Below are 23,417 nucleotides of genomic sequence, written 5' to 3'. Positions count from 1 at the left end.
ACCGGGGGCGGCGCCTGCGGTCCGGCAAGGCCGGTCCCGCGGCACCCCCAGAACCGTCCCGCTCGTGGCATAAAGCAGCATGCCGCTCGGCACCCTTGACCGCACCGCGCCGCCCCTGTTCAACCAGGGACCGTCGGCACTCAGCAAGCTGATCTTCTTCAGCGCGCTGGCGCTGTTCCTGATGGTGGCCGATGCGCGCTTCAACATCGTGCAGCCGCTGCGCGCGGGCATCGGAGCAGTGCTCTACCCGGTCCAGTGGCTGGCCCTGAAGCCGGTGCAACTGGCGATGGGCGGCGGCCGCTATCTGGAGGATCTGCAGAGCGCGCAAGCCAGGGAGGCGGATGCGCGCAAGGCGCTGGCGCTCCAGTCAGAGCGCGCCAGCCAGGCCGACACCCTCGCGCAGGAGAACGCCCGGCTGCGCTCGCTGCTCGAGCTGCGCCAGATCACGCAGACGCCGGGACGCGCGGCCGAGGTGCTCTACGACGCGGCCGACCCCTACACCCGCAAGCTGGTGATCGACCAGGGCCTGACCCATGGCATCGCGCCCGGCTCGCCGGTGATCGACGAGCATGGCGTGGTGGGGCAGGTGACGCAGGTCCAGCCCTTCACCAGCGAGATCACGCTGGTGATCGACCGCGATCTCTCGATCCCGGTGCAGAACGTGCGCACCGGCGCTCGCAGCGTGGCCTTCGGCGATGCCAGTGCCCATGGCGAGGGGCTGGAGCTGCGCTTCACCGCCGCCAACGCGGACGTGCAGGAGGGCGACCTGCTGACCACCAGCGGGGTCGATGGCGTCTACCCCCCGGGACTGCCGGTGGCGAAGATCGATCGCATCGATCGCCGCGCCGATTCCGCCTTCGCCCGCATCCACTGCCTGCCCATGGGTCATGTGACGGCGGCGCGCTACGTGCTGGTGCTGGCGCCCACCGCCAACCAGATGCCCAAGCCGGCGCCGCCGGCGGCGGCCGACGCCAGCCTCGCCGCCAGGAAGAAGGCCGAGAAGTCGGGCCCCAAGTCCGACAAGGCCGGCAAGGGCGACAAGAGCAACAAGGCGGACAAGGCCGACAAGGGCGACAAGCCCGGCAGGGCCGAGAAGAAAGAGGGCCGCACGCCATGATCATGCGTCCCGGCCACCAGCAGCTCCTGCTGCCGGTCAACCCCTTGTTCCTGTGGGCCAGCCTCATCGTGGCGCTGCTGATCAACATGGTGCCGCTGGGCCGTGCCGCCTGGCTGCCCGACCTGCTGGCGCTGTCGATCGTCTTCTGGAGCGTGCACCAGCCGGCGCGCATCGGCATCGGCGTGGCCTTCGTGTTCGGCCTGCTGATGGACGTGCACCAGACGGCGCTGCTGGGCCAGCATGCGCTGTCCTACACCACGCTGGGCTTCTTCGCGATCATGATCCACCGGCGGCTGCTCTGGTATCCGCTGCTGTCGCAGGCGCTGCAGGTGCTGCCGCTGTTCGCGATCTCCCACCTGATCGAGATGGCCATCCGCATGGTCGGCGGCGGCATCTTCCCCGGCTGGAGCTTCCTGCTTGCGCCGGCCATCGAGGCGGCCCTCTGGCCTTTCGTGACCCTGCTGTTGCTGGCGCCGCAACGGCGCGCCCCCGAACCCGATGCCAACCGGCCTTTGTAACAGCCCGGCGGCTCCTGTCTTGTCGCGCTGCCCCGGGCAGCGTAGGCTTCGCGCGCCATGACCGAACTGCGCAACGTCGCCGCCGATCTCGCGCGCTTCAAGCGCCGGGTGATCGTGATCGGCCTGGTGGTGCTGGTCGCCTTCGGGCTGCTGTGCGCGCGGCTCTTCTTCCTGCAGGTGGTGCGGCACGAGGACCTGGCGGAACAGGCCGAGAGCAACCGCACGGCCGTGGTGCCGGTGGTGCCCAACCGCGGCCTCATCCTCGACCGCAACGGCATCGTGCTGGCTTCCAACTACTCGGCCTACACGCTGGAGATCACGCCCTCCAAAGTCGCGAGCCTGGAGGACACCATCGACAGCCTCGGCGAGGTGGTGGAGATCTCGCAGCGCGACCGCCGCCGCTTCAAGCGCCTGCGCGAAGACTCGCGCAGCTTCGACTCGATCCCGATCCGCACCCGCCTGAGCGACGAGGAGGTCGCCCGCTTCGCAGCCCAGCGCTACCGGTTCCCCGGCGTCGAGATCAAGGCCCGGCTGTTCCGCAACTACCCGAACGGCGAGCTCGCCTCCCACGTGCTCGGCTACATCGGCCGCATCAACCAGCGCGAAAAGGCAGGGATGGAGGACTGGAGCGAGGAGGACCAGGCCAACTACAAGGGCACCGATTACATCGGCAAGCTGGGCGTCGAGCAGAGCTACGAGAAGACGCTGCACGGCCACACCGGCGTCGAGCAGATGGAAACCTCGGCCGGCGGCCGGGCGGTGCGCAGGCTGGCCAGCCATCCGGCGACGCCGGGCAACACCGTCCAACTCTCGCTCGACATCAAGCTGCAAAAGCTGATCGAGGACATGTTCGGCGAGCGCCGCGGCGCGCTGGTTGCGATCGATCCCAACTCCGGCGAGATCCTGGCCTTCGTCTCCAAGCCCACCTTCGACCCGAACCTGTTCGTCGAGGGCATCGACAGCGAGAGCTGGCAGGCGCTCAACGAATCGATCGACAAGCCGCTCTTGAACCGAGCCCTGCGCGGCACCTACCCGCCCGGTTCCACCTACAAGCCCTTCATGGCCCTGGCCGCGCTGCAGCTCAACAAGCGCTCCCCCAGCCTGGTGGTCAACGACCCCGGCTTCTACACCTTCGGCGGCCACACCTTCCGCAGCCACGAAGGCGGCCTGGGTGGCGTGGACATGCACCGCGCGATCCAGATGTCGAGCAACACGTACTTCTATTCGCTCGCCGTGGACATGGGGGTGGACACGATCCATGACTTCATGAAGCCGCTGGGCTTCGGCCAGATCACGGGGATCGACGTCCAGGGCGAAGTGCGCGGCCTCTTGCCCAGCACCACCTGGAAGCGCGAGGCCTACAAGCGGCCCGAGATGAAGAAGTGGTTCCCGGGCGAGACCGTTTCCCTGGGCATCGGCCAGGGCTACAACAACTTCACCATGCTGCAACTGGCGGTGGCCGAGGCCACACTGGCCAATGGCGGCACCAAGTACCGGCCGCATGTCGTCAAGGCCATCAAGGACACGGTCACCGGCGAGGTGACCGAGCTCGTGCAGCCGCCGGGCGAGAACCTGGGCTTTCAGCCCAAGCACGTCGATCTGGTGCGCAATGCACTGGTGGCGGTGAACAAGGGCGGCACCGGCACGCGCGTGTTCGCCGGCGCACCCTACAGCTCGGCCGGCAAGACCGGCACCGCGCAGGCGGTGGCGTGGGGCCAGAACACCAAGTACAACGCCAAGGCGCTGGAGGAGCACCAGCGCGACCACTCGTTGTTCGCGGCCTTCGCGCCCGCCGAGGCGCCGAAGATCGCGATTGCCATCATCGTCGAGAACGCCGGCTTCGGCGCCGCGGCGGCGGCGCCCATCGTGCGCCGCGTCTTCGACTACTGGCTGGCCGACCAGTACCCGAACGAGCAGGACCTGGCGGCGGTGCAGGCCGGCAAGGCCGTCGCGCCGATGGGCAAGCCGCGGGTCGCAAGCGAGATGCCCTGGCCCATCGTGAGCGGCGCGTCGACCGCGCCCTGAGCCGCACTGGCATCGGGTTAACCCAGAAGCTTCGAGGGCAGACTGGCTCGCGCTTCGTGGATTTCGCGATGTTCGGCGCCGGCGGCAAGCGGGTCCGGTGAAAAAGAAAAGGCGCCGACCAGCGGCGCCTTGATCAAAAAAACGGCATCTCGTACGGATGCCTTGTCCATAGCTTGTTCTGGTTCTTCGGCGAGTTGTCTCCTCGGTCCCCCGCGCTGCGGGCAGGCCCGTTTGCGAGTGGCGAGACTTTAGGCGGACGCACCGTGCCAGTGCATCGGGGATTACCCGCCATCTGCAACAAGCGGAAACAAAGCTCGCTACGACTGCGCTGAATCTGCGGCTTCGCGAATCCAGCCTGCGGCCTTCTCCGCGATCATCAGGGTGGGGCTGTTGGTGTTGCCACTGGTGATGATGGGCATGGCACCGGCATCGACCACGCGCAGGCCGGCGATGCCGCGCACCCGCAGGCGCGAATCGAGCACGGCCATCGGATCGCCGTCGGCGCCCATCCGGGTGGTGCCCACCGGGTGGAAGATGGTGGTGGCAATGTCGCCGGCCAGCCGCGCCAGCTCCTCGTCGGTCTGGAATTCGAGGCCGGGCCTCCATTCCTCGGGCCGGTATTTCGCCAGCGCGGGCTGGGCCGTGATGCGGCGCGTGACGCGCAGCGAATCGGCCGCGACCTTGCGGTCCTCCTCCGTGTTCAGGTAGCAGGGCGCAATGGCCGGCGCATCCGAGAAGCGGTGGCTCTTGATCTGCACCGTGCCGCGGCTGGTCGGGTTCAGGTTGCACACGCTCGCGGTGAACGCGGGGAAGCTGTGCAACGGCTCGCCGAAGGCGTCGAGCGAGAGAGGCTGCACGTGGTACTGGAGGTTGGGCCACTCGTGCTCGGGCGAGCTGCGGGTGAAGACGCCGAGCTGCGACGGGGCCATGCTCATCGGCCCGCTGCGCTTCAACAGGTATTCGAGGCCGATCTTGGCCTTGCCGTAGGAGGACGACGCCATCATGTTGAGCGTCGGCGCATCCTTGATCTTGTAGACGGCGCGGATCTGCAGGTGGTCCTGCAGATTGGCGCCGACGCCGGGCGCGTCGAGCGCCACCTCGATGCCGTGCCGGCGCAGCAGCTCGGCCGGCCCGATGCCGGAAAGCTGCAGGATCTGCGGCGAGCCGATGCTGCCGGCACACAGGATCACCTCGCGCGTCGCGTGGGCCACGACCATCTCATGGCCGTCCCAGACCTGCACGCCGCTGCAGTGCTTTCGGCCGTCGGGCCTGGTGTCGAGCAGCAGGCGCGAGACCTGCGCGCCGGTCCACAGCTCGAAATTGGGGCGGCTGTAGCAGGTGGGCCGCAGGAAAGCCTTGGCGGTGTTCCAGCGCCAGCCATTCTTCTGGTTCACCTGGAAATAGCCGACGCCCTCGTTGCTGCCGCGGTTGAAGTCGGTCGTGTGCGGGATGCCGGCCTGCTGCGCCGCCTCGGCAAAGGCGTCGAGGATGTCCCAGCGCACGCGCTGGCGTTCGACCCGCCACTCGCCGCCGGCGCCGTGCAACGCGTCTGCCCCCAGGTAGTGGTCCTCGTGCTGCTTGAAGGCCGGCAGCACCTGCTCCCAGCGCCAGGTGTCGTCGCCGGTGAGCGCAGCCCACCGGTCGTAATCGCGCGACTGGCCGCGCATGTAGATCATGCCGTTGATGGAGGAGGAGCCGCCCAGTGTCTTGCCGCGCGGATAACGCAGGCTGCGGCCATTCAGGCCGGCGTCCGGCTCGGTCGTGTAGAGCCAGTCGGTGCGCGGGTTGCCGATGCAGTAGAGGTAGCCCACCGGGATGTGGATCCAGTGGTAATCGTCCTTGCGGCCGGCCTCGATCAGCAGCACGCGCACGTTCTTGTCGGCGCTCAGGCGGTTGGCCATCAGCGCGCCGGCGGTGCCGGCGCCAATGATGACGTAGTCGAAAGTCGTGTCGCTCATGCCTGTCTGTCTCGCTGTCGTTGTGCCTGTTCGCCCGCTGCCGGTCCCGGCGCAATGCCGAGCCGGCCATTGTGGCAAAGCCCGACCGGCATTGCGCGGCCGCCAACGCGACGATCGCTTGACCGGCCGTCAAGTCGCGCGGTTACGATGTCGCGATCCCCGTTCTCCAGAAGCACCTGCTCTCCATGCCGACCGAGTCGCTGCCGCCCGCTCCCGCACAAGCCGCGGACAGCGTGCGTCCCCGCGTCGAGCAACGCGAGGAGGCCGGCGGGCAGTGGGCGGTCGCCCGCGGTCGCTGGACCGCCATGGCCATGTCTTCCCGCACCACCTGGGATGCGCTCGAGAAGAGTCTCGCGGGCGCGCCGGCGCAGGACGGCCGGGCATGGGACCTGCGCCCGATCGACCAGCTCGACCACATCGGCGCCCAGTTGTTGTGGAACCACTGGCAGCACGAATGGCCGGCGCGGCTGGAGATGGAGTCGCAGCACAAGGCCGTGCTCGACCAGGTGGCGCAATACACCTGCCGCCCGCCGGCCGAGCCGGGCAAGACCCTGGCCGAGCACCTGCGCGCCTTCGCTCACATCGGCCCGCGCATCATGTTCGTGGCGCGCGACTTTCTGCGCCTGATCGGCCAGCTCACCCTCGACATCGGCAAGCTGCTGCGCGCGCCGCATCGCGCGCCGTGGCGTGACTTCTCGGGGCATCTCTATCACTTCGGCGCCACGGCGCTGCCGATCACCGCGCTGGTGGGGCTTTTGATCGGCGTCGTGCTGGCCTACCTGACCTCGCAGCAACTGCGCCAGTACGGGGGAGAGGCCTTCATCGTCAACATCCTCGGCCTGTCGCTGATCCGCGAGCTCGGCCCGGTGCTGGCGGCCGTGCTGATCGCCGGCCGCTCGGGCTCGGCCATCACCGCGCAGATCGGCGTGATGCGCGTGACCGAGGAGCTCGACGCGATGCGCGTGATGGGCATCCCGCACGGGTTCCGCCTGGTCATGCCGCGCGTGCTGGCGCTGGCCATCGCGATGCCACTGATCAGCATGTGGACCTCGATGGCAGCGCTGATCGGCGGCATGATCGCAGCCGATCTCACGCTGGACATCGGGCCGGCCTATTTCATGACGGCGCTGCCGCGCGCGGTGCCGCTGTCCAACCTGTGGCTGGCGATGGGCAAGTCGGCCGTGTTCGGCGTGCTGATCGCGCTGATCGCCTGCTACTTCGGCATGAAGGTCAAGCCCAATACCGAAAGCCTGGGGCGCGGCACCACCTCGTCGGTGGTGGCGTCGATCACGATCGTGATCCTGGTCGATGCGCTGTTCGCGGTGCTGTTCAAGGGCGTGGGGTTCCGGGCATGAGCGATGGCAACGGCAAGGGCAGCGGCGAAGCGGTCGTCGAGATCCGCAAGCTCTGGACCGTGTTCGAGTCCCCTGACGGCGACCAGGTCGTGCACCGCGACCTCGACCTCACGATCTACCGCGGCGAGGTGCTGTCGCTGGTGGGGGGATCGGGCACCGGCAAGACCGTATTGCTGCGCCAGATCCTTGGCCTCGAGAACCCCGACAAGGGCGAAGTCTCGGTGCTCGGCCATCCGCCCGGGCGCATGAGCGCCACCGGTGCAGCCCAGGTCGGCATGCTGTTTCAGCACGGCGCGCTGTTCTCGGCCTTCAGCGTGCTCGACAACATCGCATTCCCGCTGCGCGAGCTCAAGCTGTTGCCGGAGGACCTGATCCGCGATGCCGCGCTGGTCAAGCTGCAGATGGTCGGCCTCGAGCCGCAGCATGCCACCAAGAGCCCGGCAGACCTTTCGGGCGGGATGATCAAGCGCGTGGCGCTGGCACGCGCATTGATCATGGACCCGCCGCTGCTCCTGCTCGACGAGCCCACCGCCGGACTGGACCCCGAGAGCGCCGACGGCTTCTGCGACCTGTTGCGCGGCCTGCACCGCGAGCTCGGGCTCACCGTGGTGATGGTCACGCACGACCTCGACACGCTGTTCGACCTGAGCACCCGAATCGCGGTGCTGGCCGACCAGCGCGTGATCGTCGCCGGCACCGCGCGCGACGTCATTGCCTACCCGCACCCCTTCATTCACGAGTACTTCCTCGGCGGCCGCGGCCAGCGCGCCATGGAGGCCTTGCACGAAGGCGCGCCCTCGGCGCTCGTCGCAGGGCGCTCCGGCGCGCGCCCGGTCCCCTCCACTGAAAGGTAGTTGCCATGGAAAACAAGGCCCATGCCATCGCCGCCGGCGCCTTCGTGCTCGGGCTGGCCGCTGCGCTGATCGCGCTGGTGGTCTGGCTCACGCGCGACGAAACGGTTCGCAATGTCTATGAACTGTCCACGCGCGACGCCGTCAGCGGCCTGCAGCCGCAGGCCATGGTGCGCTACCGCGGCATCGCGGTCGGCAAGGTGTCCCTGATCGACTTCGACCCCAAGATCAAGGGCAATGTGCGGGTGCGCATCACGGTCGACCAGCGGGTGCCACTCACCACTTCGAGCTACGCCACCCTGGCCTACCAGGGCGTGACCGGCCTGGCCTTCATCGCGCTGGACGACAAGGGCGAATCGCAGACGCCGCTCTCCCCGAACAACGACGACCCGCCGCGCATCCCCCTCAAGCCCTCGGTGCTGGCGCAGCTGCAGGACCGCGGCGAGGCCATCATCGGCCAGATCGAGGAAGTGACGAAGCGCGCCAACACGCTTCTCGGCGACCCCAACCAGAAGCGCATCGCCGAGGCGCTGGAGAGCATCGCGCAAGCCACCGCCAGCGCCAACCAGCTCACGCGCTCGCTCGACAACACGGTCAAGAACGGGCTCAACCCGGCACTGGCGGCATTGCCGCCGCTCATCGAGCGGACCAGGGACACGATGGGCACGGTGAAAGCGGCCGCCAGCGACGTCTCGCGCGTGGCGAACAATGCCAACACCACGGTGAACCGGCTGAACGCGAAGGACGGCCCGGTCGAGCGCCTGGGCGACGGCACGCGGGCGCTGGCGCATGCGGTCGACTCCTTCAACGCCGCCACCCTGCCGCGCGTGAACCGCGTCGCCGACGACACCTCGCGGGCAGTGCGCCGCCTGGGACGCACGGCCGACAGCATCAACGACAACCCGCAATCGCTGCTCTTCGGCAACGGAGGCGTGGTGGCGGGGCCGGGCGAGCCCGGCTTTTCCGCACCGGCCGCGCGCCCCTCACCGTGACGAACATGAAGAACAACGCACACTCGCGCCCACGCGCGCCTGCCCGGCACCTGCCGATCCTCGCCGTCCTCGCCGCAAGCGCCGCACTGCTCGCGGCAGGTTGCGGCGCACTGCCGGACAAGCCCAGCCGCGCGACGCTCTACGATTTCGGACCCAACCTGGCGGCGGCCGCGCCGGCATCGACGAACGCTTCGGCGTTGCCGCCGATCTCACTGCCCGAGATCGATGCGAGCATGCGGCTGGAGGGCACGCAGCTGCTCTACCGCCTGGGCTACGCCGACGCCAACGAGCTGCATCCCTATGGCCAGGCGCGTTGGAGCCTCGCGCCGGCCCAGCTGCTGCACCAGCGTCTGCGCGATGCGCTGGCCATGCGGCGCACGGTCCTCGGCCCGGAGGAAACTGCAACCATCGCGCGCACCGAGGGCCGGGTGCCCGACACCCTGCGGGTCTCGCTCGACGAGTTCAGCCATTACTTCGAGTCGCCGGCCAAGAGCGTGGGCCTCGTGCGCCTGCGCGCCACGCTGATCCGCAGCGGCAGCGGCGGCGATCGGGTGCTGGCGCAACGCGGCTTCGCGGTGCAGCGGCCGGCGCCCAGCCCCGATGCGGCCGGCGGCGTCAAGGGACTGGCGGCCGCGAGCGATGCGGCGGTGGCCGAGCTGGTGGCTTGGGTCGACCAGGTCCGCTGAAAACGAAGCCGGCCATGCGTCGCATCGGCTTGATCTCCGACACGCATGGGCTGCTGCGGCCCGAGGCGCTGGCGTTCCTGCAGGGCTGCGAGCACATCGTGCACGGCGGCGACATCGGCGATTCGCGCATCCTTGCCCAGCTGGCCGCGCTCGCTCCGCTGACGGCAGTGCGCGGCAACAACGATCGCGGCGCCTGGGCGGAAGCCGTGCCGGCGACGGCGCAGGTCGAGTTCGACGGCCTTCGGCTCTACGTGATCCATGACCTCGCGGACCTGCGCATCGACCCGGCGGCCGCGGGCGTGCGCGTGGTGGTCAGCGGCCATTCGCACCGGCCCAAGGCCGAGGAGCGCGGCGGCGTCTGGTATGTCAACCCCGGCAGCGCCGGGCCACCGCGCTTCCGGCTGCCGATCTCGGCGGCGGAGCTGCGCGTGGCGGACGGCGCCGTCATGCCGTGCATCGTCGAGCTGGTGAAGCGCTGACCGGTCAGTGCGCGCGGGCCAGCGCCGGGAACAGCGTGGAGAGGCCGTCGGCCATCACTTCCACCGACAGCGCCGCGAGGATCAGGCCCATGAGCCGGGTCATGACATTGATGCCGGTCTTGCCGAGCACGCGCGCGATCGGGTCGGCCAGGGAGAAGATGACGCCGGTGACCAGCCCGACCACCACGCCGTAGCCCACCAGGATCGCGAGCTCCCACACATGCTGCGTCTTATCGGCATAGATCACCATGGTCGACATGGTGGCCGGCCCGGTCAGCAGCGGGATGGTCAGCGGCACCACGGCAATGGAGGCGCCCAGCGAAGCCTTGATTTCCGCGGCCCGGATCTCCTCCTCGTTGCTCTTGGATTCCGCCGGCTGCGCATTGAGCATGTTGAGCGAGCTGATCAGCAGCAACATGCCGCCGCCCACCTGGAAGCTCGCGATCGAGATGCCGAAGAAGGCCAGCAGCTGCAGCCCGAGCAGCGCACTGATCGCGATGACCACGAAGGCGCTGAAGGCCGATACCCAGGCCGTGCGCTTTCGCTGCGCCTCGGTGTAGCCCTGCGTGTAGTGGATGAAGAAGGGCACGATCGCCAGCGGGTTCACGATGGCCATCAGCGTGATCAACGGCTTGACCAGGTCCATGGCGGGAGTGGCCATCAGCGCCCCCCGGTGACGTCCAGGAAAGCGCCGGTGACGTAGCTCGCCTCCTCGGTGAGAAGCCACACGATCGCGTTGGCGACTTCCTGCGCGCTGCCGGTGCGCTTCATCGGCACGGTGGACGCGAGCTGGAAGGCGCGGTCCGGCATGCCGCCCGAGGCGTGGATCTCTGTGTCGATGAGGCCCGGGCGCACCGCGTTGACGCGGATGCCTTCGTCCGCCACCTCCTTGGCCAGCCCGACGGTAAAGCTCTCGATGGCGCCCTTGCTGGCCGCATAGTCGACGTACTGGCCCGGCGAGCCCAGGCGCGCCGCGGCGCTGGAGAGGTTGACGACCGCGCCGCCGCTGCCGCCTTGTTTGGTGCTCATGCGCCGCACCGCCTCGCGCGCACAGACGAAGCTGCCGATCACGTTGATGCGCAACATGCGTTCCAGCCGAGCCACGCTCATGCCGTCCACCCGCGCCTGCACGTCGACCACGCCGGCGTTGTTGACCAGCGCGCCGAGACGGCCGAACTTGGCATCGACCTTTTCGAACATCGCGATCACCTGGGCCTCGTCGCCCACGTCGGCCTGCACGCTCATCGCGCGCCCGCCCTGGTCGCGAATCGCGCGCACCACCTCGTCGGCGGCCAGGGAATTGCTGGCATAGTTGACAGCCACCGCGAAGCCGCGCCGCGCGGCGAGCAGTGCGGTCGCGGCACCGATTCCGCGACTGCCGCCTGTGATCAAGAGCACCTGGTCCAAATCCCGCCTCCTGCACGAAAGCCGTGCCTCAGTTAAAACCGTCGACGTCGATTACATCATCGAGGAGAGGCCCGTGACCCGAAACGTCGACTACTACTTCACGCCCCAGAGCCCCTGGACCTATCTGGGACACGCGCGCTTCGCCGCGCTCGCCAAGGCCGCCGGCGCCGCGGTGCGCGTGCGGCCGATCGATCTCGGCGCGGTCTATCCCGTCTCTGGAGGCCTGCCGCTGGGCAAGCGCGCCCCGCAGCGCCAAGCCTACCGGCTGGCCGACCTGGCGCGCTTCTCGAGGCACCTGGACATCCCGCTCAATCCGACCCCGAAATTCTTTCCCGTCGCCGGGGACGATGCCGCGAAGCTGATCATCGCGGTCGATCTGCACGACGGCTGCGAGGCGGCGATGAAACTGTGCGGGGCGGTGTTCGCCTCGGTCTGGGTGCAGGAGCGCAACATCGCGGATCCGAAGGTGCTCGACGCCCTGGCTGCCGAGTGCGGCCTGGCTGCCAAGCGCATCGAGCAGTCGCAGAGCCAGACCGTGCAGGAGCGCTACGAGGACTACACGCAGCAGGCCATCGATGCCAAGGTCTTCGGCGCGCCCAGCTACGTGATCGACGGCGAGATCTTCTGGGGCCAGGACCGGCTCGATTTCGTCGCGCGCGCCTTGAACGCGCATTGAAGCAACAACAACCCCACCCACCATCACAGGAGCATGACCATGGGCCAATTCATCGACCTCACCGCCAAGGATGGCTTCAGTTTTCCCGCTTACGTCGCGGAGCCGTCGGGCAAGCCCAAGGGCGCAGTGGTCGTCGTGCAGGAGATCTTCGGCGTCAACTCGCACATTCGCTCGGTGGCCGACGGCTATGCAGCGGAGGGCTATCTGGCCGTCGCGCCTTCGACCTTCCACCGCGTCAAGCCGGGCGTCGACCTGGGCTACAGCGAAGAGGACATGAAAGCCGGCTTCGCGCTCAAGACCGCCGTCGATGCACTGCCGGCGCCTGGCGTGCTGCAGGACATCCAGGCCGCGGTCGAGTACGCGGCCCGTGCCGGCAAGGTGGGCATCGTCGGCTACTGCTGGGGCGGGCTCCTGACCTGGCGCGCGTCGGCGAAGGTGTCAGGCCTGTCGGCCGCCGTGCCTTACTACGGCGGCGGGATGACCACGCCGGAGGAAAGCGCGATCACGCCCAAGGTGCCGGTAATGGCCCACTTCGGCAACAACGACCACTGGATTCCGCTGGACACCATCGAGGCCTTCAAGAAGGCGCACCCCGAGGTGGAGGTGCATGTCTACGAATCGGGCCATGGTTTCAACTGCGACCAGCGCGGCTCCTACAACGCCGAGGCCGCAAAGCTGGCGCGCGAGCGAACGCTGGCATTCTTTGCGAAGCACCTCGGCTGAGGAAGTGGCTGCCGCCGCCGGCTAGGCGTGCGGCCGCCGAAGAAGGGGGCCGCGCATCGCCCAGAGGCACGCGGCGGCGCTGTTCCGAGTGCCTCGAACGGGCCGGCATCCGCAGCCTCGCGCGGTCGTCGCCTTCCAACCGGCGCCTCCGGATTGTTTCGATCCGGGAAACGCCGTATCTCTTTTCCAATGGATTTCCCGAGGTTCTTCGACCGGACACTTCGTCGCACAGGCCCGCCCCACCCGCAGGCCTGGTTTTAAACCGCCTCCGACGAACCCAAGGACCTGACATGAAGACCTCTCACATCCTCGCCGCCGCTGCGCTCTCCGTTCTGGCCGCAGCCGGTGCCCATGCAGAAAACTACGAAGGCGTGCAAGCGCCGGTGTCCGCGGTGAACCGCGCCGACGTCGAGGCCGAAGCCGCCCGCGCCGCTTCAGCGCCCAATCAGAACGTGGTGCGCGGTTCGCGCGGCGCGGAGCCCTTCAAGGCGGTCGCCAGTTCGGAATCCGTGTATGCCCAGGCCGTGGCGACCGCCAGCGCGCCGGACCAGAACGTGAGCAGCGGATCGCGCGTCAACAGCCGCGTGATCTCGACCATGCCGAACCGCGCCGACACGCTGCAGCAAGCGCAGAAGCAAGGCGCGCCTGCGGCGAAGTAATTCATCGATGGCGCATCGGAAGACCGGCCAGCGCCGATGCGCTGGCCGGTTTTTTATTTGTTCCTCGCCAGATAGCGCTTGCGCCAGAACACCAGCACCAGCAGCACTGCGATCGAAGCCATCGCGGCCATGGCGATCCAGAAGCCGCCTGCCTTGTGCACCAGCGGGACGAACTCGAAGTTCATGCCGAAAATGCCGGCGATGAGGTTCAGTGGAAGGAAGACGGCTGTGAGCACCGTCAGTATCCGCATGATGTCGTTGGTACGGTGGCTTTGGACGCTGAAATGCAGCTGTACGGCGGTCTCGGCGTTCTGCTCGAGCCGCCGCACGTGATGCACCACCCGCTGGATGTGCTCGAGTACATCGCGGCTGCGCACCATGATCAGCTCGCGTTCGCGCGACTCGGCCGTGCCTTCGGGTGCGGGCAGGGCTTCGAAGGCGTCGATCCAATCCTGCACCGCGGCGCGCTGGTCTTCGCAGATCTCGCCCAGATGGTGCAGCGCCTGCCGCGCCTGCATCAGCGCGCTCCAGTTCGTGAAGTGGCTGCGCGGGTCGATCAGCTCGGCCTGCCAGTGGTCCAGCTGCCGGGTGAGGTCGCGGCGCAGGTCCAGGTAGGCGTCGACGATCAGGTTGATCACGCGCAGCATCAGGTCGGCAGGACCGGCCGGTACGCGGGCCGAGACGGCACGCACGTCGAGCGCGGGCGCCGCGGGGCCGCCGCGCACATCGGGTGTCGCGGCGTTCAAGAGGCGGGCGGCGAAGGCGTCGCGCACCGTGCCTTCGTCCGGATGGACGGACAGCAGCACGCGATCGAAGACCGCGAAGCCGACCGACCGCGTATCGATGCGCTGCAGTACCGGCGGACCGACGCGCTGCAGGTCGGACCCGGTGCCCGCGGCGTCCTGGCCATTGGCGGCGGCGAGGCGGCGAAACACGAGCACGTCGTACTGCGAGGTGTAGTCGTAACGAGACGGGAGGTGGTCGTTGAGGAGATCCGCCACGTGGAGGTCGACCAGCTGCGAGCCGCAGATCGACTGCAGGATCCCCTGAACCTCGGCCAGCGCGCTGCGGAATTCGCCGCGCGTGAGCGACAGCCACAAATAGCCGGCACAGGCGCCGGGCGCGGCCATTGGCGCCAGCGTGGAATGCTCGGTGACGCGGGGGCCGCTGATCTCGAAGATTCGCATGCAGGCGGTCCTGTTCTTCTTCTGGCTAGAGAGAGACGGTCCGCGCTCGGGGCCGTTCCGATCGCTACAGGCTAGGGCTTCGGCAACAGCCGCGCGGCGTCGAGCGCAAAGTAGGTGAGCACACCGTCGGCGCCGGCTCGCTTGAACGCCAGCAGGCTCTCCATCATCACGGCGTCGTGGTCCAGCCAGCCGTTCTGCGCCGCAGCCTTGAGCATCGCGTACTCGCCGCTGACCTGGTAGGCGAAGGTCGGTACGCGGAACTCGTCCTTCACGCGGCGCACGATGTCCAGGTAGGGCATGCCGGGCTTCACCATCACCATGTCGGCGCCTTCCGCGATGTCGATGCCAACCTCGCGCAGTGCCTCGTCGCTGTTGCCCGGGTCCATCTGGTAAACCTTCTTGTTGCTCTTGCCAAGGTTGGCGGCCGAACCCACGGCGTCGCGGAACGGGCCGTAGAAGGCACTCGCGTACTTGGCGCTGTAAGCCATGATCCGGGTGTGAATCTGGCCGGCCGATTCGAGGGCGCCGCGGATCGCCCCGATGCGGCCATCCATCATGTCGCTGGGCGCGACGATGTCCACGCCCACCTCGGCCTGCACCAGCGCCTGCTTGACCAGCACCTCGACGGTCGGGTCGTTGAGGATGTAGCCGGTTTCGTCGAGCAGGCCGTCCTGCCCATGGCTGGTATAGGGGTCGAGTGCAACGTCGGTCATCACGCCGAGTTCCGGGAAGCGCGACTTGAGCCCCGCCACCACCCGCGGAATCAGCCCGTCGGCGTTGAAGGCCTCGTCGCCGGCCGGGGTCTTGCGGCTGGCTTCGATCACCGGGAACAGCGCCATCACCGGGATGCCGAGCGAGAGGCATTGTTCTGCCACCGGCAGCAACAGGTCCAGGCTGAGCCGCTCGACACCGGGCATGGACGGCACGGCATCGCGCCGCTTTTCGCCTTCCTGCACGAACACCGGATAAATGAGGTCATGGACGCTGAGCGTGTGCTCACGTACGAGGTTGCGCGTGAAGGCGTCCCGGCGCAACCGGCGCGGCCGGCCTGAAGGGAAGGGGGCGTGGAGGGTCATGCCGAAAATTGTGCCCCAAGTGCGTTTGAGCGACGATGGCGGCACGTCTGCCCAAATTAATAACACCTTAGAACTACTTGATCTGCAAAAAAGCAGCAGAAAAATTAGAACTTGCTTGATCGTACGTAATGCCTTTGCTAAATTCCGCGGTGGGCGGCTTGCCGCTCCCCGCTTTTCCTCCCTGAGCGGGTGCCTTGATGTGTGACAGCAAAAGGGCTTCCCAGCCCGGCGTTTTGGCGCCGGGCTTTTTTTTGCCCTGGCGGTGGCCCCGTCTGCGAACGGCCCCCCACTAAACTGCCGCCATGCTCTGGGTCAAATCGCTGCACATCGTGTTCGTCGCCAGCTGGTTCGCCGGGCTGTTCTACCTGCCACGCATCTTCGTGAATCTGGCCATGGTGGCGCCGGAGTCGGTGGCCGAGCGTGCCCGCCTGGTGTTGATGGCGCGCAAGCTGTTCCGCTTCACCACCTTGCTGGCGGTCCCGGCGCTCGGCTTCGGCTTGTGGCTCTGGCTGGGTTATGGCATCGGCCGCGGACCCGGCAACGGCTGGATGCATGCGAAGCTGGCGCTGGTGCTGGGTGTCGTCGGCTACCACCACGGCTGCGGTGTGCTGCTGCGCAGATTCGTGGCCGGCCAGGATCGGTACGGCGAGCGCTGGTACCGCTGGTTCAACGAGGCGCCGGTCTTGCTGCTGCTGGCGATCGTGGTGCTGGTCGTCGTCAAGCCTTTCTGAGCGGTGGCGACACAGCACAAGTCCGCGGCCTTGCCCCTGGCACTCGCCTATGCGGCGCTGATCGTCTACGCGAGCCTCTACCCCTTCGCGGACTGGCGCGACCAGGGCATCGCCCCCTGGTCTTACCTGGCCGCGTCCTGGCCCAAGTACTGGACCGGCTTCGATTTCGGCGTGAACGTGGCCGGCTACATGCCGCTCGGCTTCCTGGCGGCGATCGCCCTGCTGCGCACGCGACCCGCCCTCGGACCGGTGCGTGCGGCGCTGGCCGCGACGTCGATCGGCATCGCGATTTCCTTCGCCATGGAGACGCTGCAGAGCTACCTGCCCGCGCGAATTCCGTCGAATGTGGATCTGGGACTCAACAGCCTTGGTGCGCTGGCGGGCGCCGTGCTGGCTTCGGCGCTCGAGCGTCTGGGCGCCGTGGCGCACTGGCATCGCACGCGTTCGAACTGGTTCGTCGAGGATTCGCGCGGCGCGCTGGTGCTGCTGGCGCTCTGGCCATTGGCGCTGCTGTTCCCGGCCGCGGTCACCTTCGGGCTCGGCCAGGTCTTCGAGCGCCTGGAAGCGGCCATCTCCGAGTGGCTGTCGGACACGCCTTTCATCGACTGGATGCCGGTGCGGCAGTTCGAGCTCGAGCCGCTGGTGCCGGGCGTCGAACTGCTGTGCGTCGCGCTGGGTGCGCTGGTGCCCTGCCTGCTGGCCTTCCTGGTGACGCGGCCGGTCGTGCGCCGGGCCGTGCTGCTGCCGCTGGTGCTGCTGAGCGGGGTGGCGGCCTCTGCCCTCTCGGCCGCGCTGAGCTACGGCCCGGAGCACGCCTGGGCCTGGCTGAGCCTGCCGGTGCAGGTCGGGATCGCGGCCGCGTTCTTCCTCGGTGTGCTGCTGCTGCCCGCGTCGCGCCGTCTGTGCGCGGCCCTGCTGTTGATCGCCCTGGTCGTGCACCTGAGCCTGCTCAATCAGGCGCCGGAGAGCGCCTATTTCGCCCAGACTCTGGCGACCTGGGAGCAGGGGCGATTCATACGCTTTCATGGGCTGGCGCAATGGCTGGGCTGGCTCTGGCCCTTTGCAACGCTGGTCTACGTGCTGGCGGCCTTGTCGCGCCGAGGGGCGGCGCACGCTCAATAGAATGACCGGATGTCCACCTCCAGCACTGCGCCGCCGCGCGGCTACTATGGCCGCCACATCTTCTTCTGCTTGAATCAGCGCAAGAACGGCGAGGACTCCTGCTCGCAGCACAACGCGCAGCAAGGCTTCGACCGTTGCAAGGCGCGCATCAAGGAGATGGGGCTGGCCGGACCGGGTAAGGTGCGGGTCAACAAGGCCGGCTGCCTCGACCGCTGCGCCGGCGGGCCGGTGGCGGTGGTCTATCCGGAAGCCATCTGGTACACCTTCGTCGACGAGGAGGACATCGACGAGATCGTCGATTCGCACCTGCGTGACGGCAAGGTGGTCGAGCGTTTGTTGCTGCCACCGGACGTGGGGCGCTGAGGCTCATGAATTCGAAGACCGAGAAGCTCCAGCTCCAGGGCGCCGCAGGCGCGATCGCCGCTTTGCGCGATGCCGCGGGCGAGGGCGTTCAGGCGCGGGGTGTCGCGGTGATCGCCCATCCGCACCCGCTTTTCGGCGGCACCATGGACAACAAGGTGGTGCAGACCTTGGCACGGGCCTTCGTCGCCTGTGGCTGGGCCGCGGTGCGTTTCAATTTCCGCGGTGTGGGCGGCAGCGAGGGCGTGCACGACGAGGGTCGCGGCGAGCGCGAGGACATGCTCCAGGTCATCGAGCAGGTGGCTCCCGAGGGGCCGCTGGCCATCGCCGGCTTCTCGTTCGGCGCCTTCGTGGCGAGCCGTGCGGTCGAGCAGCTGTGGACGCGTCGGGACATCCGCCAACTGGTGCTGGTCGGCACTGCCGCCTCGCGATTCTCGGTGGCGACGTTGCCTGCCGACGCGCATGAGCGCACGCTGGTCGTGCACGGCGAGCAGGACGACACCGTCCCCCTGGCGGCCGTGCTGGATTGGGCCCGGCCGCAGGCACTTCCTGTCACAGTCGTCCCCGGGGGCGCCCACTTCTTTCACGGGCAATTGCCGCTGCTCAAGAGTCTGGTCGTCCGCCATCTGCGGGCGGGTTAGTTTCGTCTCTTTTCGCAACGCCATGAATCGACTTCCGGGCGCGCTGCGCACCTTCGCCGCGGCTGCCGCCGCATTCTTCTTCTGCCTCATCGCCGCGGCCCAGGTGCCGCAGCCGCCCGAAGTCGCCGCGCGCAGCTACCTGCTTCTGGACATGACGGCCAACCAGATGCTGGCGCAGAAGGACATCGACTCGCCTGTCGAGCCGGCCTCGCTCACCAAGCTGATGTCCGCCTACCTGGTCTTCGACGCGCTCAAGGCCAGGAAAATCACCCTGCAGCAGACCTTGCCGGTCAGCACCCGTGCCTGGAAGATGCCTGGCTCCCGCATGTTCATCGACCCGAAGATGCAGGTGCCGGTCGAAGACCTGATCAAGGGCCTGGTGGTGCAGTCGGGCAACGACGCCACTGTCGCACTGGCCGAGAGCGTGGGCGGCACGGTGGAGCATTTCGTCGAGCTCATGAACGAGCAGGCCAAGGCGCTGGGCATGAAGAACACCCGCTACAAGAACCCCGAGGGCCAGACCGCACCCGGCCATACGACCACGGCGCGCGATCTGAGCATCCTGGCAACGCGGCTGATTCGCGACTTTCCCGAGTACGTGCACTACTACTCGATCAAGAAGTACCGTTATCCCGGCACCCCCTCGACCAACGACACCAACCGCAACCTGCTGCTCTTTCGCGACCCCACCGTCGACGGTCTCAAGACCGGCTATACCGAGGCGGCCGGCTATTGCATGGTCGTGACCTCGAAACGCGACTTCCCGAATCTCTCAGGCGGGCGGCGCTTGTTGTCGATCGTTCTCGGTGCGGCCAGCGAGAACGCGCGCGCCAACGAGTCGCAGAAGCTGCTGAACTGGGGCTACACCGCCTACGACGCGGTGCGCTTGTTCGATGCCAACCAGCCGGTCGCTGCGCCGCCGGTCTGGAAGGGCAAGGAAAACACCGTCAAGCTCGGCCGCGCCGAGCCCATCGTGGTGGCCGTGCCCGCGGGCTTTGCGAGCAAGATCAAGACACAGATCGCGCGGCCTGATCCACTGGTGGCCCCTTTCGCTCGCAACCAGCCGATCGCTTCGCTGAGGATCACCCTGGCCGACCAGCCGGTCGCTGACGTGCCGCTGGTCGCCCTCGAACCGGTCGAGCAGGCAGGCACGCTGGGGCGCGCTTGGGACGCCGTGCGCCTCTGGATCAAGTAGAGCACCGGCCGGGATCCGCCTCTTTCCAACTGGCCGCGGCGGCTTGGTTTCGTTCGCCGCTGGCAGCGTGCCGGACGAGGGCGTTGCCGGGCAGGCGGAGTGGGCAGGCCCTGAAGTGGGTGTTATACTCGCGGGCTTTTCGGAAAAATCCGAAGGGTTTCACGTTTTCGTCATCTCCCGGTTTCCTCATGTCACGGTGAGGGCTTCGATCCGGGTGTTTTGGGATTCATTCATTCATGCCAACCATCAATCAACTGGTGCGTCAGGGTCGCGAGGTCGAAAAGATCAAGTCGAAGAGCCCTGCCATGCAGAACTCGCCGCAACGCCGCGGCGTCTGCACCCGGGTCTACACCACGACCCCCAAGAAGCCGAACTCGGCGCTGCGCAAGGTCGCCAAGGTGCGCCTGACCAACGGCTTCGAAGTCATTTCCTACATCGGCGGTGAAGGCCACAATCTGCAGGAACACAGCGTGGTGCTGGTTCGCGGCGGTCGTGTCAAGGATCTGCCCGGTGTGCGCTATCACATCGTGCGCGGCTCGCTGGACCTGCAGGGTGTGAAGGATCGCAAGCAGTCGCGTTCCAAGTACGGCGCGAAGCGTCCCAAGAAGGCTTGAGCCTTCGAATGTTCAATCGGTGTTCGGCGCGCCTGGTGGGTGCATCGAACGAAGTGACCCGCTGTCGGGTCGAGTAAGTGAGAACTCCCGTCGGTTCTCGCGGTGTCTCGAAGAGACGCCAACTGAAGCAAAGAGGTTAGAAAAATGCCACGTCGTCGCGAAGTCCCCAAACGTGAAATCCTGCCGGATCCCAAGTACGGCAATGTCGAGCTGTCCAAATTCATGAACGTGATCATGGAAGGCGGCAAGAAGGCAGTGGCCGAGCGCATCATTTACGGTGCCCTCGACCAGATCGAGAAGAAGAACCCGGGCAAGGACCCGCTCGAAGCCTTCACCATGGCCATCAACAACGTCAAGCCGATGGTCGAAGTGAAGTCGCGCCGCGTCGGTGGTGCGAACTACCAGGTTCCCGTGGAAGTGCGTCCTGTGCGTCGGTTGGCGCTGTCGATGCGCTGGATCAAGGAAGCCGCCCGCAAGCGCGGCGAGAAATCGATGGCCCTGCGTCTGGCCAACGAGCTGATGGAAGCCACGGAAGGCCGCGGCGGCGCGATGAAGAAGCGCGACGAAGTGCACCGCATGGCCGAAGCCAACAAGGCCTTCAGCCACTTCCGCTTCTAAGAAAACCGCTCTTCACCAGAGCACTGGCTGGAAGCCCGACCCATCCTGTGGTGGGCGGGCTTTCATCCGTTAATGGAGTAATTTCATGTCCCGCAAGACCCCCATCGAGCGCTACCGCAACATCGGTATCTCTGCGCACATCGACGCCGGCAAGACCACCACGACCGAGCGCATCCTGTTCTACACCGGTGTGAACCACAAGATCGGTGAAGTGCACGATGGCGCCGCCACGATGGACTGGATGGAGCAGGAGCAAGAGCGCGGCATCACCATCACCTCGGCTGCCACCACCTGCTTTTGGAAGGGCATGGCGCAGAACTTCCCCGAGCACCGCATCAACATCATCGACACCCCCGGCCACGTGGACTTCACCATCGAAGTGGAGCGCTCCATGCGCGTGCTCGACGGCGCCGTGATGGTCTATGACGCGGTCGGTGGCGTGCAGCCTCAGTCGGAAACCGTCTGGCGCCAAGCCAACAAGTACAAGGTGCCCCGGCTCGCGTTCGTCAACAAGATGGACCGCACCGGCGCCAACTTCTTGCGCGTCCGCCAGATGATGGTCGACCGCCTGAAGGCCAACCCCGTCGTGATCCAGATCCCAATCGGCGCCGAAGACAAGTTCCGCGGCATCGTCGACCTCGTGAAGATGAAGGCCATCATCTGGGACGAGGACAAGGGCGTGACCTTCACCTATGGCGAGATCCCGGCCGACCTGGTCGATGTCTGCAACGAGTACCGCGAGAAGCTCGTGGAAGCCGCGGCCGAAGCCAGCGAAGAGCTGATGAACAAGTACCTGGAAGGCGAGACGCTTTCCGAGGAAGAAATCAAGAAGGCCATCCGCCAGCGCACCATCGCCGGCGAGATCCAGCCGATGCTGTGCGGCTCGGCCTTCAAGAACAAGGGCGTGCAGGCCATGCTCGACGCTGTCATCGAATACATGCCCGCGCCGACGGACATTCCCCCGGTGGCCGGCACTGATGAGGACGAGGCACCGGTGGTGCGCAAGGCCGACGACGAAGAAAAGTTCTCGGCACTGGCGTTCAAGCTGATGACCGACCCCTTCGTGGGCCAGCTGACCTTCGTGCGCGTTTACTCGGGCGTCTTGTCCAAGGGCGACAGCGTCTACAACCCGGTGCGCGGCAAGAAGGAACGCATCGGCCGGATCGTGCAGATGCACGCCAACAACCGCGAAGAAGTCAGCGAAATCCGCGCCGGCGACATCGCCGCGTGCGTGGGCCTGAAGGAAGTGACCACGGGCGAAACCCTGTGCGATCCGGGTGCCATCGTCATGCTCGAGCGCATGGTGTTTCCCGAGTCTGTGATCTCGCAGGCCGTAGAGCCCAAGACCAAGGCCGACCAGGAAAAGATGGGCATTGCCCTGCAGCGTCTTGCGCAGGAAGACCCTTCGTTCCGCGTCAAGACCGACGAGGAATCGGGTCAGACCATCATCTCGGGCATGGGCGAACTGCACCTCGAAATCATCGTGGACCGCATGAAGCGCGAGTTCGGTGTGGAAGCCAACGTGGGCAAGCCGCAAGTGGCTTACCGCGAGACCATCCGCAAGACCGTCGAGGAGGCCGAAGGCAAGTTCGTGCGCCAGTCGGGCGGCAAGGGCCAGTATGGCCATGTCGTGCTGAAGATCGAGCCGCAGGAAGCCGGCAAGGGCTTCGAGTTTGTCGACGCCATCAAGGGCGGTGTGGTGCCGCGCGAGTACATCCCCGCCGTCGAAAAGGGGGTGCAGGAAGCATTGACGCAGGGCGTGCTGGCCGGGTATCCGGTCGTGGACGTCAAGGTCACGCTGCACTTCGGTTCGTACCACGATGTGGACTCGAACGAAATGGCCTTCAAGATGGCCGCCATCTTCGGTTTCAAGGAAGGTGCCCGCAAGGCCAACCCCGTGATCCTCGAGCCGATGATGGCCGTGGAAGTAGAGACGCCTGAAGATTACGCCGGCAACGTCATGGGCGACCTGTCCTCCCGCCGCGGCATGGTCCAGGGCATGGAAGACATGGTCGGCGGTGGCAAAGCCATCAAGGCCGAAGTCCCGCTGTCGGAGATGTTCGGCTACTCGACCACGCTGCGCTCGATGTCGCAAGGCCGCGCCACCTACACGATGGAATTCAAGCAATACGCGGAAGCACCGCGAAACGTTGCCGAAGCCATCGTCGCTGCGCGCACCAAGTAATCGTGCGCCCTGAACGAGGCGGCCCGGCCGTCCTCGTTCTTTCCGGTTCTGTCTGCGATCTTGTGCCCTTCGTTGCCCGTGGCGGAGGAACCAGCAACAAGGTGCAGACGTAAAACCAACACACGGGCCTGCTCTTTCAAGGATTGAAAAATGGCAAAAGGAAAATTCACCCGCACGAAGCCGCACGTGAACGTGGGCACGATCGGTCACGTGGACCATGGCAAGACCACCCTGACGGCGGC

At 66.9% G+C, this 23,417-nt stretch carries 26 protein-coding genes; 20 read left to right on the top strand and 6 right to left on the bottom strand.

What is annotated here, in order from left to right; genetic code table 11:
- Positions 1-79 precede the first annotated feature (79 nt).
- The 3 genes from mreC to mrdA are packed head-to-tail and all read left to right on the top strand — an operon-like array spanning position 80 to position 3,660.
- Positions 80-1,117, top strand: a complete 1,038-nt coding sequence (mreC, locus tag J2739_RS00130; protein ID WP_309897671.1) for a rod shape-determining protein MreC — start codon at positions 80-82, stop codon at positions 1,115-1,117.
- On the top strand, positions 1,114-1,635 hold the full coding sequence (gene mreD / locus J2739_RS00125) for a rod shape-determining protein MreD (RefSeq protein WP_309897670.1): 522 nt from the start codon (positions 1,114-1,116) through the stop codon (positions 1,633-1,635). The genes mreC and mreD overlap by 4 nt, the downstream gene beginning before the upstream one ends.
- A 57-nt stretch (positions 1,636-1,692) precedes the next feature.
- Positions 1,693-3,660 carry a penicillin-binding protein 2 gene (mrdA, locus tag J2739_RS00120; RefSeq protein WP_309897669.1) on the top strand — a complete coding sequence of 656 codons (1,968 nt, stop codon included), beginning with the start codon at positions 1,693-1,695 and terminating at the stop codon, positions 3,658-3,660.
- Between the two features lie 17 nt (positions 3,661-3,677).
- Here mrdA and J2739_RS00115 read toward each other — a convergent pair whose 3' ends face one another.
- Together J2739_RS00115 and J2739_RS00110 are read right to left on the bottom strand one after the other, a co-directional pair.
- Complete coding sequence (locus tag J2739_RS00115; protein WP_309897668.1) at positions 3,678-3,830, bottom strand: hypothetical protein; 153 nt, start codon at positions 3,828-3,830, stop codon at positions 3,678-3,680.
- Positions 3,831-3,977: 147 nt separating this feature from the next.
- Positions 3,978-5,618, bottom strand: coding sequence for a GMC family oxidoreductase (locus J2739_RS00110; RefSeq protein WP_309897667.1), 1,641 nt, complete (start codon positions 5,616-5,618; stop codon positions 3,978-3,980).
- Between the two features lie 185 nt (positions 5,619-5,803).
- Here J2739_RS00110 and J2739_RS00105 point away from each other — a divergent pair, with 185 nt between their 5' ends.
- The 5 genes from J2739_RS00105 to J2739_RS00085 are packed head-to-tail and all read left to right on the top strand — an operon-like array spanning position 5,804 to position 9,981.
- A complete protein-coding gene (locus J2739_RS00105; RefSeq protein ID WP_309897666.1) occupies positions 5,804-6,973 on the top strand; it encodes an MlaE family ABC transporter permease in 1,170 nt (389 codons plus the stop codon).
- Positions 6,970-7,827: an ABC transporter ATP-binding protein gene (locus J2739_RS00100; protein ID WP_309897665.1), complete on the top strand. Its 858-nt coding sequence runs from the start codon at positions 6,970-6,972 to the stop codon at positions 7,825-7,827. Before J2739_RS00105 ends, J2739_RS00100 begins: the two co-directional genes overlap by 4 nt.
- A 5-nt stretch (positions 7,828-7,832) precedes the next feature.
- Complete coding sequence (locus J2739_RS00095) at positions 7,833-8,816, top strand: MlaD family protein (RefSeq protein WP_309897664.1); 984 nt, start codon at positions 7,833-7,835, stop codon at positions 8,814-8,816.
- A 5-nt stretch (positions 8,817-8,821) separates the two neighbouring features.
- Positions 8,822-9,502 (top strand): ABC-type transport auxiliary lipoprotein family protein, encoded by a 681-nt coding sequence (locus tag J2739_RS00090; protein WP_309897663.1) that lies wholly within the window; start codon positions 8,822-8,824, stop codon positions 9,500-9,502.
- 14 nt (positions 9,503-9,516) lie between these two features.
- Positions 9,517-9,981, top strand: a complete 465-nt coding sequence (locus J2739_RS00085) for a metallophosphoesterase family protein (protein ID WP_309897662.1) — start codon at positions 9,517-9,519, stop codon at positions 9,979-9,981.
- A gap of 4 nt (positions 9,982-9,985) precedes the next feature.
- Here J2739_RS00085 and J2739_RS00080 read toward each other — a convergent pair whose 3' ends face one another.
- Positions 9,986-10,642 (bottom strand): MarC family protein, encoded by a 657-nt coding sequence (locus J2739_RS00080; RefSeq protein WP_309897661.1) that lies wholly within the window; start codon positions 10,640-10,642, stop codon positions 9,986-9,988.
- Positions 10,642-11,388 carry an SDR family oxidoreductase gene (locus tag J2739_RS00075; RefSeq protein WP_309897660.1) on the bottom strand — a complete coding sequence of 249 codons (747 nt, stop codon included), beginning with the start codon at positions 11,386-11,388 and terminating at the stop codon, positions 10,642-10,644. Before J2739_RS00075 ends, J2739_RS00080 begins: the two co-directional genes overlap by 1 nt.
- Positions 11,389-11,461: 73 nt before the next feature.
- Here J2739_RS00075 and J2739_RS00070 point away from each other — a divergent pair, with 73 nt between their 5' ends.
- The 3 genes from J2739_RS00070 (at position 11,462) to J2739_RS00060 (ending at position 13,446) form a co-directional block, all read left to right on the top strand.
- Positions 11,462-12,064 (top strand): 2-hydroxychromene-2-carboxylate isomerase, encoded by a 603-nt coding sequence (locus J2739_RS00070; RefSeq protein WP_309897659.1) that lies wholly within the window; start codon positions 11,462-11,464, stop codon positions 12,062-12,064.
- A 39-nt stretch (positions 12,065-12,103) separates the two neighbouring features.
- Positions 12,104-12,787, top strand: a complete 684-nt coding sequence (locus tag J2739_RS00065; protein ID WP_309897658.1) for a dienelactone hydrolase family protein — start codon at positions 12,104-12,106, stop codon at positions 12,785-12,787.
- 290 nt (positions 12,788-13,077) lie between these two features.
- Positions 13,078-13,446, top strand: a complete 369-nt coding sequence (locus J2739_RS00060; protein WP_309897657.1) for a DUF4148 domain-containing protein — start codon at positions 13,078-13,080, stop codon at positions 13,444-13,446.
- A gap of 53 nt (positions 13,447-13,499) precedes the next feature.
- On the opposite strand, the gene J2739_RS00055 is transcribed toward J2739_RS00060, so the two are convergent.
- A complete protein-coding gene (locus tag J2739_RS00055; protein ID WP_309897656.1) occupies positions 13,500-14,633 on the bottom strand; it encodes a magnesium transporter CorA family protein in 1,134 nt (377 codons plus the stop codon).
- Positions 14,634-14,704: 71 nt separating this feature from the next.
- Positions 14,705-15,709 (bottom strand): porphobilinogen synthase, encoded by a 1,005-nt coding sequence (gene hemB, locus J2739_RS00050; RefSeq protein ID WP_309897655.1) that lies wholly within the window; start codon positions 15,707-15,709, stop codon positions 14,705-14,707.
- Positions 15,710-16,011: 302 nt separating this feature from the next.
- Here hemB and J2739_RS00045 point away from each other — a divergent pair, with 302 nt between their 5' ends.
- The 9 genes from J2739_RS00045 to J2739_RS00005 form a co-directional block, all read left to right on the top strand.
- Positions 16,012-16,440 (top strand): CopD family protein, encoded by a 429-nt coding sequence (locus J2739_RS00045; protein WP_309897654.1) that lies wholly within the window; start codon positions 16,012-16,014, stop codon positions 16,438-16,440.
- 30 nt (positions 16,441-16,470) lie between these two features.
- Complete coding sequence (locus J2739_RS00040; RefSeq protein ID WP_405053796.1) at positions 16,471-17,562, top strand: VanZ family protein; 1,092 nt, start codon at positions 16,471-16,473, stop codon at positions 17,560-17,562.
- A 9-nt stretch (positions 17,563-17,571) separates the two neighbouring features.
- Entirely contained in the window at positions 17,572-17,925 is a 354-nt protein-coding gene (locus J2739_RS00035) for a (2Fe-2S) ferredoxin domain-containing protein (RefSeq protein ID WP_309897652.1), read from the top strand.
- Between the two features lie 5 nt (positions 17,926-17,930).
- Positions 17,931-18,563 carry an alpha/beta hydrolase gene (locus tag J2739_RS00030; protein ID WP_309897651.1) on the top strand — a complete coding sequence of 211 codons (633 nt, stop codon included), beginning with the start codon at positions 17,931-17,933 and terminating at the stop codon, positions 18,561-18,563.
- Positions 18,564-18,585: 22 nt separating this feature from the next.
- Entirely contained in the window at positions 18,586-19,758 is a 1,173-nt protein-coding gene (locus J2739_RS00025; RefSeq protein WP_309897650.1) for a D-alanyl-D-alanine carboxypeptidase family protein, read from the top strand.
- Positions 19,759-19,994: 236 nt separating this feature from the next.
- Positions 19,995-20,372 (top strand): 30S ribosomal protein S12, encoded by a 378-nt coding sequence (gene rpsL / locus J2739_RS00020; RefSeq protein WP_028249584.1) that lies wholly within the window; start codon positions 19,995-19,997, stop codon positions 20,370-20,372.
- A 144-nt stretch (positions 20,373-20,516) separates the two neighbouring features.
- Positions 20,517-20,990, top strand: coding sequence for a 30S ribosomal protein S7 (gene rpsG / locus J2739_RS00015; RefSeq protein ID WP_028249583.1), 474 nt, complete (start codon positions 20,517-20,519; stop codon positions 20,988-20,990).
- Positions 20,991-21,075: 85 nt separating this feature from the next.
- Positions 21,076-23,175 (top strand): elongation factor G, encoded by a 2,100-nt coding sequence (gene fusA, locus J2739_RS00010; protein WP_309897649.1) that lies wholly within the window; start codon positions 21,076-21,078, stop codon positions 23,173-23,175.
- A gap of 150 nt (positions 23,176-23,325) precedes the next feature.
- The coding region (locus J2739_RS00005; RefSeq protein WP_082519739.1) for a GTP-binding protein at positions 23,326-23,417 on the top strand (92 nt) is incomplete at its 3' end.

This window comes from Variovorax soli, from assembly GCF_031454625.1.
Taxonomy (GTDB): Bacteria; Pseudomonadota; Gammaproteobacteria; order Burkholderiales; family Burkholderiaceae_C; genus Variovorax; species Variovorax soli_A.
Note: the sequence above shows the minus strand (reverse complement) of the source record. Positions and strands in the feature narration are given on the sequence as shown.